Origin of the sequence: Bosea sp. 124 (assembly GCF_003046175.1) — a bacterium.
Classification (GTDB): Bacteria; Pseudomonadota; Alphaproteobacteria; order Rhizobiales; family Beijerinckiaceae; genus Allobosea.
Genome location: NZ_PZZM01000001.1, coordinates 1441400 through 1453844 on the forward strand (window position 1 = coordinate 1441400; position 12445 = coordinate 1453844).

At 67.7% G+C, this 12445-nt stretch carries 11 protein-coding genes; 1 reads left to right on the top strand and 10 read right to left on the bottom strand.

Translation table 11 applies throughout. The features are described 5' to 3' along the window. The 8 genes from C8D03_RS06810 to C8D03_RS06845 form a co-directional block, all read right to left on the bottom strand. Positions 1-2049, bottom strand: coding sequence for a hydantoinase/oxoprolinase family protein (locus tag C8D03_RS06810; RefSeq protein WP_108045589.1), 2049 nt, complete (start codon positions 2047-2049; stop codon positions 1-3). Between the two features lie 249 nt (positions 2050-2298). Then, positions 2299-3093, bottom strand: a complete 795-nt coding sequence (locus tag C8D03_RS06815) for an ABC transporter permease (RefSeq protein WP_108051295.1) — start codon at positions 3091-3093, stop codon at positions 2299-2301. A 24-nt stretch (positions 3094-3117) separates the two neighbouring features. Further along, positions 3118-4002: an ABC transporter permease gene (locus C8D03_RS06820; RefSeq protein WP_465246428.1), complete on the bottom strand. Its 885-nt coding sequence runs from the start codon at positions 4000-4002 to the stop codon at positions 3118-3120. After that, positions 3999-5066, bottom strand: a complete 1068-nt coding sequence (locus C8D03_RS06825) for an ABC transporter ATP-binding protein (RefSeq protein ID WP_248308378.1) — start codon at positions 5064-5066, stop codon at positions 3999-4001. Before C8D03_RS06825 ends, C8D03_RS06820 begins: the two co-directional genes overlap by 4 nt. A 20-nt stretch (positions 5067-5086) precedes the next feature. Then, positions 5087-6136 (bottom strand): ABC transporter substrate-binding protein, encoded by a 1050-nt coding sequence (locus C8D03_RS06830; RefSeq protein ID WP_108045591.1) that lies wholly within the window; start codon positions 6134-6136, stop codon positions 5087-5089. A gap of 89 nt (positions 6137-6225) precedes the next feature. Next, a complete protein-coding gene (locus tag C8D03_RS06835) occupies positions 6226-6894 on the bottom strand; it encodes an RraA family protein (RefSeq protein ID WP_108045592.1) in 669 nt (222 codons plus the stop codon). Between the two features lie 15 nt (positions 6895-6909). Beyond that, positions 6910-7716: a carbon-nitrogen hydrolase family protein gene (locus tag C8D03_RS06840; protein ID WP_108045593.1), complete on the bottom strand. Its 807-nt coding sequence runs from the start codon at positions 7714-7716 to the stop codon at positions 6910-6912. A 156-nt stretch (positions 7717-7872) separates the two neighbouring features. Then, the gene (locus C8D03_RS06845; protein ID WP_108045594.1) at positions 7873-8757 is read right to left on the bottom strand and encodes a LysR family transcriptional regulator; all 885 of its coding nucleotides are present in this window, start codon (positions 8755-8757) and stop codon (positions 7873-7875) included. A gap of 215 nt (positions 8758-8972) precedes the next feature. Here C8D03_RS06845 and C8D03_RS06850 point away from each other — a divergent pair, with 215 nt between their 5' ends. Further along, complete coding sequence (locus tag C8D03_RS06850) at positions 8973-10355, top strand: aminotransferase-like domain-containing protein (protein ID WP_108045595.1); 1383 nt, start codon at positions 8973-8975, stop codon at positions 10353-10355. 28 nt (positions 10356-10383) lie between these two features. Here C8D03_RS06850 and C8D03_RS06855 read toward each other — a convergent pair whose 3' ends face one another. Together C8D03_RS06855 and lpdA are read right to left on the bottom strand one after the other, a co-directional pair. After that, entirely contained in the window at positions 10384-10785 is a 402-nt protein-coding gene (locus C8D03_RS06855) for a DUF983 domain-containing protein (RefSeq protein WP_108045596.1), read from the bottom strand. A gap of 149 nt (positions 10786-10934) precedes the next feature. Next, entirely contained in the window at positions 10935-12332 is a 1398-nt protein-coding gene (lpdA, locus tag C8D03_RS06860) for a dihydrolipoyl dehydrogenase (protein WP_108045597.1), read from the bottom strand. Between the last annotated feature and the right edge of the window lie 113 nt (positions 12333-12445).

The following is a 12445-nucleotide window of genomic DNA, read 5'->3' on the forward strand; positions in this document are numbered from 1 at the left end:
TCAATGGCTGGCGCTGCGGTCGGCGATCAGGGCACCCGACGCATGGGTCAGGACCGTCCAGCCGGCGGGGAGATAGATCGAGGTGTAGGGCTCCTCGACGATGGCGGGGCCGGCGAGCGGATCCGTACGGCTGATCGCGTCGCGGTCCCGGACGGGCGTTGCGACCGCCCCATGCCGGCCATGGACCGGCCGGTCGCGGCGGGCGGTGCCGGGGCCGGCGTCAATGCCTTGCGCCGGGACCGGCTTGGCCAGCCCGCCGACGGCCTTGAGCCGGAGCGCCACGATCTCGACGGGAACGTCCGGCTCGTCATAGGAGAAGCGCTGGCGGTGCAGGGCGTGGAAGGCGGCCGTGGCCCTGGCGACGCCGCCGGCCGAGAAATCCGTCCCGTCGAGCGCGACGCGCAGGTCGAAGGCCTGCCCCGCATAGCGCAGATCGACCGCCCATTCGACGCGCCGCGCCGCCTCCGGCACGCCGTCCTCGTCGAGCAGCGTCCAGGCTTCCGCGACGAGCCGTTCGGCCGTCTCGGCAAGGCCTGGAGCGAGATCGGCGAAGAGGCCGATCTGGGTCGCGCCGAGGTCATGGGCGATGTCGGACCAGAGGATGCCCCAGGCCGAGAGCGTCGAGGCGTGGGCCGGAAAGATCACGCGGCGGATGCCGAGTTCCTCGGCGACCTCGCAGGCATGGACGCCGCCCGCGCCGCCGAACGACAGCAGCGCGAAATCCTCGGGGTCCATGCCCTTCTCGAAGAGCGAGAGCCGCGTCGCGGTCGCCAGCGCGGAATTCGCCACATCGATGACGCCCGCCGCGACCTGATCGACCGTGAGCCCGAGCCGGTCGGCGATCTCACGGGCTGCCCTGTGCGCGGCGTCACGGTCGAGCGGCATGGCCCCGCCCATGAAGCTCGCCCCGTCGAGACGGCCGAGCAGGAGGTTCGCGTCGGTGACGGTCAACTTCGCGCCGCCCTTGCCGTAGCAGGCCGGTCCGGGATCGGCACCCGCCGAGTGCGGGCCGATGCGCAGGCGCCCGCCCTCGTCGACCCAGGCGATCGAGCCGCCGCCGGCACCGATCGTCCGCATCTCGACCATCGGCAGGCGCACGGGCAGGCCGTCGACCTCGCCCTCATTGACCATCGAGACCTCGCCGTCATGGACGACGGAGACATCGAAGGAGGTACCGCCCATGTCGACGGCGACGAGATTGGGCTCGGCTAGTTCGGCCGAGAGCCGCCGGGCCGCAGCAGCGCCGCCGCTCGGCCCCGACAGCAGCAGGCGCGCCGGCTCGCGCCCGGCCTTGGCGAGGCCGGAGACGCCGCCATTCGACTGCACCAGATAGACCTGCGCCTCGGGCAGTTCCTCCTTGAGGCGACCGGCGAGCCGGTCGGTGTAGCGCTGCACGATCGGCACCAGCATGGCGTTGAGCGCCGTCGTCGACATGCGCTCATATTCGCGAATCTCGGGCGAAATGTCGGAGGCGAGTGTGATCGCGACACCCGGCAGCAGATCGGCGAGGATCGCGCCGATGCGGCGCTCATGAGCCGGGTTGGCATAGGCGTGGAGCAGGCAGACGGCGACCGACTTCACGCCGGCCCTGGCTAACTCGGCCGCGACCTTGCGCACGCCGTCCTCGTCCAGCGGCACGGTGATCTCGCCTGCGGCATTGATCCGTTCGCGCACGCCGAAGCAGAAACGCCGCGCCACCAGCGGCTCGGGCTGGGCGAGTGTGATGGCATAGACATCGGTGCGGCCATGCCGGCCGATCTGCATCACATCCTCGAAACCGGCCGTGGTGACGACCGCGCCGAGCGGCAGCTTGCGCTCAAGCACGGCATTGGTCGCGATGGTGGTGCCATGCAGCAGGTACTGCACCGCAGCCATGGGGAAGCCGAAGCGCTCCGACGCCTGCCTGATGCCGGTCAAAAGCCCGATCGACGGATCGGCCGGCGTGCTCGGCGTCTTGATCTGGTGGATCGCGCCGGAGGCCGCATCGAGAATCTCGATGTCGGTGAAGGTGCCGCCGATATCGACGGCGATGCGGATGTCCTGATCCATCAGGCAATACTCCAGGGTTCCTGCTCGCGAGCGGCGAGCGGGTCGGGACGATCGAAAGTCTGCGGTCTCGGGTCGGCTAGATCGGCTTCAGTGTCACGGGCTGGAACCACGCCGTCATCCTGGGCGAAGCGAAGCTTCGTTCCGGGATCCATCGTAGAGCGCTGGTGCCCTCCGATGAATCCCGGGCCTGCGTCGCTGCGCGGCCGGTCCAGAATGACGCGTTGGTTCCGAGGAAAGTCTTCATGGGCATCATTTCACGAAGGTCCTGGCGAGGCCCGATGTCCGGTCCACCACGAGCACGACGAGAAGGGTGAGCACGACGAGCAGCACGGAGAGCGCCGCCACCAGCGGGTCCGCCTGCTGCTCGACATGGTGATACATTGCGACCGGCAGCGTCTGGATGCGCGGGCCGGTCATGAAGAGCGAGAGCACGACCTCGTCGAAGGAGACCAGGAAGCACAGGGCCGTCGTGCCGATCAGCCCGGATTTCATCATCGGCAGGGTGATGCGACGAAAGACCGTGAAGGGCGAGGCGCCCAGCGTCGCAGCGGCCTCCTCGACCGGGATCGGCAGGGTCGCCAGCGCGGTCGCCAGTATCCGCAGCGCATAGGGCAGCGTCACCACGAGATGCGCCGCGACGAGGCCCGGGAAGGTCGCAAGCAGGCCATAGCGGGCGAAGACGATCAGGATAGCGAGGCCAAGCACGATCGTCGGCAACAGCAGCGGCGCGGTGAAGAGGCTCGACAAGGCCTCGGCGCCGCGCGGCTTCAGCCGGACCAGCGCATAGGCGGCCGGCAGCGCGATCACCAGGCTCAGGGCCGTGACGACGCAGGCGAGCAGCAGGCTGGTCCAGAAGGCGGACGTCATCTTGCCGTCGGCGAAGATCGCCGGATACCATTTCAGGCTCCAGCTCGTCGGCGGGAACATCATGTAACTGTCGCCCGAGAACGAGATCGGCACGACGACGATCAGCGGCGCCAGCAAAAAGGCGAACATCGCCAGCGCGACGAGCTTAAGGGTGAGCGAGACGGGACGTTCATCCATGATCTGCATCCATGACGGCCCCCCTCACATGATCGCGCGCAGCGCGCGGGTGTAGAGCACCAGCGCGGCGCCGAAGATCACGAGCACGAGGATCGACAGCGTCGCGGCCAGCGGCCAGTTCAGCGTGACGATCGCCTGGTCGTAGATTTCGGTAGCGAGCAGGAAGACGCGGCCGCCGCCGAGCAGCTTCGGCGTGATGAAGGACGAGACCGCGAGCACGAAGCAGAGCAGGCAGCCGAGCGCGATGCCGGGCAAGGTCAGCGGCAGGATGATGCGGCGGAACACCGTCAGGGGCGGCGCGCCCAGCGTCGATGCGGCCTCCTCGATCTGGCGGTCGAGCCGCCCGAAGCCGGCGAGCAGCGCCAGGATCATATAGGGCATCAGGATCTCGGTCAGGCCGATGACGACGCCGGTCTCGTTGAACATCAACCGCATCCGCTCCAGGCCAAGCGCCGCCAGCGCATTGTTGACCAGGCCGTTCTCGGACAGGATCGCGATCCAGCCATAGGTCCGCACCACCGCCGAGGTCAGCAGCGGCGAGATCACCAGCACGAGCAGGATCGTCTTCCAGGTGCCGCTGGAGCGGTGGAGATAGAGCGCGATCGGATAAGAGCAGACCAGCGTCAGCAGTGTGATGCCGAGGCTGACCGTGACGCTGTTGAAGATGAGCTCGGCATAGAAGCTGTCGGCCACGACCTTGGCCCAGGTCGCGAGCGAGAAGGCCTCGCGCATCGCACCCGTCGGCTCGACCTCGTAGAACGACATCCGCGCGAGATTGAGAACCGGCACAAGGAAGCCGAAGGCATTGACCAGCGCGATCGGCGCGATCAGCGCGACGACGAGCGCAAGCCTGCGATTGCGGACCTCCGCCACCGACGCGGGCGCGGCCATGGCAGCTACCGCGCTCACGCCGCAGCCCCATAGACGAAGATGTCCTGCGGGCGCCAGGCGAGGGCGACCATCGTTCCCGGCGCCAATACGGTCTCGCCGCCGCGCGTCGCGAGTTCGACCGAGACCGTCTGGCCTGCAACGTCGACGTCGTATTGCAGGATGTCGCCGGCGAAGATCGCTCGCATAACGGTGCCAGTGACGCCCTCTCCGCCGACGGAAGGCGCCAGCGTCACGCGATGCGGCCTGACCATCACCTCGACCGGGCCGGAAAGCCCGGCGGGCGCGGCGATCCGCAGCCCCGCGAATTCGGCGACGCCGTCCTTCGCGACCGCCTTGAGACGGTTGGTGCGGCCGACGAAACTCGCGACGAAAGGCGTCCTTGGCCGCTCGTAGAGATCGACCGGCGTGCCGATCTGCTCGAGCCGGCCCTGGTTCATCACCACGACCTTGTCGCACATGGTGAGCGCCTCGCTTTGATCATGCGTCACGAAGATCGCGGTGATGCCGAGGCGCTGCTGGATGTCGCGGATCTCGTTGCGCATCTCGTCGCGCAGCTTGGCATCGAGATTGGAGAGCGGCTCGTCGAAAAGCAGGATCGAGGGCCGGATCACCAGCGCGCGCGCCAATGCGACGCGCTGCTGCTGGCCGCCCGAGAGCTGGGCCGGCCGATGCTCCTCCTTGCCGGAGAGATGCACCAGCGCGATCGCCTCCCTGACGCGTTTGGCGATCTCGTCCTTGGGAACCTTCCGCATCTCAAGGCCGAAGGCGACGTTCTTCGCCACGCTCATATGGGGAAAGAGCGCGTAGCTCTGGAAGACCAGCCCCATGTCGCGGCGATGCGTCTGGACGGCGGTGAGGTCCTGCCCGCCGACGACGATCTGGCCGGCGGTCGCCGGCACGAGGCCGGCGATCATCCGCAGCGAGGTCGTCTTGCCGCAGCCCGAAGGTCCAAGAAACGCGACGAGCTCGCCCCTGGGAACCTCGAGGTCGAGGTTGTCGACCGCCGTGAACCCGGCATAGCGCTTGGTCAGCCCCCGGAGGGAGAGAAAGCCCTGGCCTTGTGCCATGCTGGGATCGGTCATGACGCTTGTGTCCTTCCGGCTCAACGGCTCAGCGGGATCACCTTGCGGCGCCACTGCTCCATGATCGGCTCGCGGACCTTGGCGAGCGCGATCCAGTCGATCGGGATGACCTTGTCCATCGACTTGACGGCGGTGCGGGCGATCGCCGCGTCCGAGATCTGCGCCTTGGCGTTGGTCGGGGCGTAGAACATGCTCTCGGTGAAGGCCTTCTGGGCCTCGGGGCTCAGGGCGTAGTCGATGAACCTGGCGCCGGCATCCTTGCCCGGGCCGTTAGCGACGTAGTTGATCGTGTTGATCTGGAAGGCCGAGCCCTCCGTCGGCAGCACGGCCTGGAGCTTGCCGTTCGAGGTGTCGGTGTTGACCTGGGCGCGGGCGTTCCAGCCGGCGCCGACCGTCGCCTGACCGGAAATGATGGTGACGTAGACCTCGGGCTTGGGCTCCCAGGTCTGGACGTTGGGGGCGATCTCGCCCAGCGCCGCGATGCCCTTGTCGACGCTCTTGAGATAATCGGTGCCGCCGCGGGCCCTGTCCATGATCAGGACGAGCGAGAGGCCCTGGATGTCGGGCATGCCGGGGATCGCGACCTTGCCTTTGAATTCCGGCTTGGCGAGATCCATCCAGCTCTTGGGAGCCTCCTTCACCGCATCGGTGTTGTAGAGCATGACGAGGTTGTCAAAGGTCACCGCGACGCCGTCGACATCGGGGATGCGGGCGTTCGGATAGAGATCGGCGACGTTCTTCGAGACCTTGTCGTCGATCTTGTTGAGCAGCTTCTCGTCGGTTGCGGCCTTGGAGACAGAGACGTCCATGATCACGACATCGGCCTGCGGCGCGGCCTTCTGGGCGCGCAGATTGCCGAGCATCTGGGCCGAGTTCGGCATCGGGAAATATTCGACCTTGATGCCGGGATTGGCTTTCATGAAGGGCTCGACCACGGCCTTGGTGTAGCGCTCCTGGAACAGGCCGGAATAGGCCATGACCGTGACCGTCTGCTGCTGGGCGAGAGCGCCTTCTGCGGACAGGCCGCTGGCCAGTGCGACGGCAATGGCGAGCTTGGTGGATGTCTGCATGTTCAATCCCCTCTGTTGTTGCGCGGGCGGTGATCCGTCCGTCGTCAGGCCTAGTCGCGATTCCGTCACGTACGAGTCGATGGCGTCACTCAGGATCTGGCGAGCTTGGCCTCGACCAGCGCGGTTGCGCCGGAGATGTCGGGCAGTTTCTCGCCCTTGCGCAGGCGCTCGAGCAGGACGATCTCGCGCTCCTGCATCTCGATGGCGCGGCGCGCATAGGCTTCGGCAGTGGCAGCCTTCAGCACCACCACGCCGCTCTCGTCGCACAGCACCGCGTCACCGGGTTCGATCGTCTGGCCGCCGACACTGACGGGCACGTTGATCGCACCTTCCGTGCCAAGGATCTTGGTCGTGATCGGCGAGGGGCCGCGGCACCACATCGGCATGTCGGTCTTGACGATCTCGGAGAAGTCGGTGGCCGGGCCGTCGATGACGCCAGCGGCGACGCCGGCATTCTTCATCGCATGGGTGACGACGCCGCCCCAGCAGGCGTGCTTGGTGTCGCCGCAGCGGTCGATCACCACGACATCGCCGGGGCGGACCAGCTTGGTCAGGTAATGCAGCGCAGTCGAATCCGCGTGCGGGATGCGGATCGTCACCGCCGTGCCGGCGATGCGCTTGGTGGGCAGAACCGCCCTGATCTCACGGTCGACGAAGCCCGAATGCAGGACATGGCCGATGGTCGCCACCTCGCATTGCTGCAGCAGGGAGACCAGTTCGCCGGAGATCTGCGCCGGCATGGGATTGACGATGAACATGGGGGTGCTTTCCGCTCAGGCAATGACGTGGTGGTTGGCGACCGGCACGGCCGCGCGGACCTTCGCCGTGTAGTCGAAATCGAGCCGGCCACTGGTCGTGCCGACGCCGTCCGAAGCCTGCGCGGTGACATGGCCCCAGGGGTTGATCACCATCGAATGGCCGTAGCAGGCGTTCTTGCCCTGGGCATGGGCTCCGGTCTGGCCGGTGGCGAGAAACCATGTCTGGGTCTCGCAGGCGCGCGCCCTCGCCAGCAGTTCCCAATGGTCCTTGCCGGTCATCAGGGTGAAGGCGGCGGGCAGGACAATAACGTCGGCGCCGGCATCGCGCAGCTTGCGGAACAGCTCGGGGAAGCGGATGTCGTAGCAGATCGCGCAGCCGACGGTCGCCTCGCCGACCTGGTAGGTGACGACCTCCTGCCCACGCGAAACCATGTTGGACTCGCGGTAGCTGACGCCGCCGGGCGCATCGACGTCGAAGAGATGGATCTTGCGGTAATGCGCGATCTGCCGGCCGTCGGGACCGAAGACGATGGTCGCATTGAAGTAGTCGTCGCCATCGCGCTCGGCGACGCTGCCGGCATGAATGGTGACGCCGTGCTTTTCCGCCAGCCCCGACATCAGGCGATAGCTCTCGCCGTTCGGAAAGGTCTCGGCGCTCTCGCGCATCGCGGCCGCGCTGCCGTCGAGGAAGGCGTAGTATTCAGGCAGGACGATGAGATCGGGCCGGTCCTCGGCGACGACCTTCTCGACCATGGCGCGCGCCGTCTTCAGGTTCGCGGACTTGTCGTCCTGCGAATTCATCTGGATGAGCGAGACCTTCACCGGCGTTCTCCCTGCTGACTGCCTCGCAGGAGATCAAACCAGGGCCAGCCCGGCAAACGCGAAATTCTTGTTCGCTCCGACAAGAATTGCTTATGACAGCGCCGTGACCAGCCCCTGCCTCTTGTGAGGGCAGTCAGTCGGAGCGGGCCGGCAGGCTCAGGACGCCGCGATTTCAGCCGCCATGTCGGCGATCAGGGCCGGCAGGGCATTTCCGGGGTTGTCGTTGAAGACGGCGTGGAAATGCAGCGCCGGCAGCGTTGCCTCGACATCGAGCACGTGCAGCTCGCCGGTATCGAGGAATTCCTGCACCACCGCCCGCGGCAGGGTTGCCACGCCGACGCCATCGCGGATCAGCCGCGTAATGGTGGCAAGCGAGTTCGAGTTGAACACCCGCACCGTCTCGATGTCGATGCCCGAGAGTTCGATCGCCCGCAGCACCGAATGATGCGGCTGCGAGCCCTTCGAATAGGCGAAGATCGGATAGTCGGTGAGATCGGCGATGGCGAGCCGGCCGGGTTTCAACGGCAGCTTCGGCGACGCGATCCAGAGACAGTCGAAGACGCAGAGTTCGATGTTGCGGATATGCGGTGCCACGACCGGCCCCATGATCAAGCCGAGATCGATCTGGCCATCCTGGACCTGCCGGGCGAGGTTGAGGCTGGTGTCAACGTTCAGATCGATCGCGACGTTGGGATAGGTCTCCTTCACCCGCTCGATCAGGCGCGGCAGCCAGGCGTAGACGACGGAATCGACGGTGCCGATCATCACCGTCCCGCGCATCTGGCCGGCATCGCTGATCGAGCGCTCGAACTCCGCCACCATGCGCATGATCGCCTCCGCCTGCGGCAGAGCGCGCTGGCCATGCGGCGTCAGGCCGACATTGCGCAGGTCGCGCTCGAACAGGCGCACGCCAAGCTCGCGCTCCAGCGTCGCGATGCGGTTCGAGACCGCGGCCTGCGTGGTGCAGAGCTTCTCCGCCGCGACCGAGAAATTCCGCAGCCGCGCGACCCAGACGAAGGTTTCGAGGAATTTGAGGTTCAATGTGGCCGCAAGCTTCGCTGGATGCGCTTCTGGCGCGGGATGTGCCGACCCTACCCCCGTTTCGCCTGCCGCGTGAAGCCGTTACGATACTCGGCCTCCGCGACAGCGCCGGCCCCGGCTAGCGGCACCTCGCGGAACGGCGGAGCCCCCTTGCCGGCCTCCGCGATCCGGACAATATAGCCCGGCGTATGGCAGCAGCGGCGGAGCTTTCTGGAATGGCGCAGGACGAGCCCGTCGCGCGCTGGATCGACCCGCTCGATCCCGCTGCCGGTCCGCGCTACCTCCAGATCGCGGACCGCATCACCGCAGCCGTCGCGACCGGCGCGCTGCGGCCCGGCGACCGGCTGCCGCCGCAGCGCAGGCTGGCCGAGTTGCTCGATGTCGACCTGACCACGGTGACCCGCGCCTATGCGGAGGCGCGCCAGCGCAACTTGCTCGACGCCGTGACCGGGCGCGGCTCCTTCATCGCGGCGCGGCCGGAAGCCTTGGGACCACCGGTCGATCTCAGCATGAACATCCCGCCGGCGCCGAAGGGGGTGCGGCTCGCCGAGCTGATGCAGCGGGGCATCGCCGAGGTGCTGGCGCGCTCCAGCGCCGATCTGCTGATGACCTATCATGTCGGCGCGGGCTCGCTGGCCGACCGGGCGGCAGGCTGTGCCTGGCTCGAACCGATGCTCGGGCGGATCGAGCCGCAGCGGGTGGTCGTCGCACCCGGCGCACAGCCGGCGCTCGTCGCGCTCCTGACCGTGCTGGCGCGCCCGGGCGAGACGCTGCTGTGCGAGCCGCTGACCTATCCGGGGCTGCTGGCGGCGGCCCGGCTGCGGGGATTGAGGCCGGCGCCTGTCCCGAGCGACGATGAGGGCTTGCGGCCCGACGCGCTGGAGACCACCATTCACGCGTATGGCGCGAAGCTGCTCTGCCTGACCCCGACGATCCAGAATCCGACGGCCATCACCATGCCGGAGCGGCGCCGGCGCGAGATCGTCGCGCTCGCACGGGCGCATGACCTCACCCTGATCGAGGACGACCCCTACAGCCTGCTCGCGGGCGACGCGCCGCCGGCCATCGCCACATTCGCGCCAGAGCGGACCTATCATGTCGCGACGCTGTCGAAGGCGCTGACGCCGGGCCTGCGGACCGCTTTCGTCGTGGTTCCCGACGGCACGGCGCCCGATGCACTGGCACGCGCCCTGCGCGCGATCACGCTGATGCCGGCGCCGCTGATGACGGCGCTGGCGACGCACTGGATCAGGGTTGGCGCGGCAGGCGATCTGCTCGACGGCGTGCGCAGGGAGGCTGCCGCGCGGCAGGCGCTGGCGCGCGCGATCCTGCCGCTCTCGGGCCGGAGCCATCCGAACGGGCTGCATATCTGGCAGCCGCTGCCGGCGCATTGGGACCGCCACCGCCTGATCGAGGCCGCGCGTCGCGAGGGGCTGGGGGTGACGCCGTCCGATGCGTTCAGCGTCGAGGGACGAGCGCCGGATGCCGTGCGCATCTCGCTCGGCGGCGTGCCCGACAGGGCGCGTCTCGGCGAGGCGCTCGCAACGCTGGCCGCGATCATCGGCCATGAACGCGTGGCGGATCACTCGGTGGTGTGAGGGCAGGCCCGGCGGGCCGCGCCTCCGCTCAGCCTTCCGGCTTTTCCCGGGCGATCGGCTTGGCCAGACGCCCCTCCTCTGCCTTGTGGAAGAACTGCGCGGCGACGAGCCAGCCCTTCAGCGGCTGGAGCGGCGGGATGCAGGTCAGCAGGATCAGCGGCAGCGTCGTGACGAAATGCACCCAGGTCGGCGGCTGATAGGCGAGTTCGAGCCAAAGCGGAAAGGCGGCGGCCGGCACGCAGACGAACATCATCACGAAGAAGGCCGGGCCGTCCGCCGGATCGGCGAAGGAATAGTCGAGCCCGCAGACCTCGCAGGACGGACGCAGCTTCAGGAAACCCTGGAACAGATGGCCCTTGCCGCAGCGCGGGCAGCGGCCGCGCAGACCCGTCTGCAGCGGCGACAGAGGCGGCCATTGCTCGCCGGACATGACGGTCTCCCGAAAGCGCGCCGCGTCATCGGCGCGGTCTTCACATGGGAGCAGATGAAGACAATGTCAATATTGTATGCATGCGACATAGAAGCCACCAGACGCGCCTGGAAGCAACAGCCCCATGCTGAGGCGCCGCGCGATCGCGATCAAATATGGATCGCATGCCCGAGCGCCTTGAGCGCCGCCTCCTGGAAACCCTCGCCTTGTGTCGGATGGGCGTGGATCGTGCCGGCGATATCCTCCAGCGTTGCACCCATCTCGATGGCGAGCCCGAAGGCGGTCGAGAGTTCGGAGACGCCCGAGCCCACCGCCTGGATGCCGAGGACGAGCTGCGTCTGCGCCTGGGCGACGATGCGGACGAAGCCCTGCTCGCCGTCGCGCGTCATCGCCCGGCCATTGGCCGCGAAGGGAAACTGGCCGATCCTGACATCGAGTCCGGCGCGCTTCGCTTCGTCCGGCGACAGGCCGGCCGAGACGATCTCGGGATCGGTGAAGCAGATCGCCGGGATGCAGCGCTTGTCCCAGGCACGCGAGAGGCCCGCCGCGATCTCGGCGACCATCTCGCCCTGCGCCATGGCGCGATGGGCCAGCATCGGCTCGCCTGTGACGTCGCCGATGGCATGGATGCCGCGCATCGAGGTCTCGCACTGGTCGCCGATGCGGATAAAGCGGCCATCCATGTCGAGCACCAGTTCGTCGAGACCGAGACCAGCGGTAGCCGGCGCCCGGCCAACGGTGACGAGGATTTTGTCGGCAGCGATGCGGCGCTCCTGGCCGTCCGCTGTCTCGACCAGCAAGGCGTCGCCCTTCGGCGCTGCGCCCCGCGCCTTGGCGCCAAGCAGGACTTCGATGCCGAGCAAAGTCAGCCGCTTCGCGACCGGCCCGGTCATATCGGCATCATAGAGCGGCAGGATGCGACCTTGAGCCTCGACGATCGTGACCTGGCTGCCGAGCTTGGCGAAGGCAATGCCGAGTTCCAGCCCGATATAACCGCCGCCGACGACGGCTAGGCGCCTGGGCACCTCGGCCAGCGCCAGCGCCTCCGTCGAGGAGATCACCGGGCCACCGAAGGGCAGAAAGGGCAATTCGACCGGGATCGAGCCGGTCGCGATGACGATCCTCTCGGCGCGGATCACCTTCGGGCCGGTCTCGGTCTCGACCACCACCGTCTTGCCGTCGCGGAAGCGAGCGCGGCCATGGACGATCTTGACCTTGGCCTTGCGCAGAAGCGCCGCGACGCCGTTGTTGAGGCGCGCGACGATGCCGTCCTTCCAGGCGACGGCCTTGCCGAAATCGAGCGCCGGTGCGCCCGCCGTCAGTCCAAAGGGCGTCTTGCCAGCGGCGGCATGGGCCACCTTCTCGAACTCCTCGGCGACGTGGATCATCGCCTTGGAGGGGATGCAGCCGACATTCAGGCAGGTGCCGCCGAGCTTGCCACTCTCGACGATGACGGTGTCGAGGCCGAGCTGGCCGGCCCGGATGGCGCAGACATAGCCGCCGGGACCGGCGCCGATGACGAGCAGCTTGCAGATGATCTCGGTCATGACTGAACTCCGCCCCAAACGGGGAAGGCTTTCCTTTTGAAACGCGCCATCGTCCCGGGCGACCGGAGGGAGACCCAGGACCCATTCCGGAACGGCTCAGGAATGGATCCCGG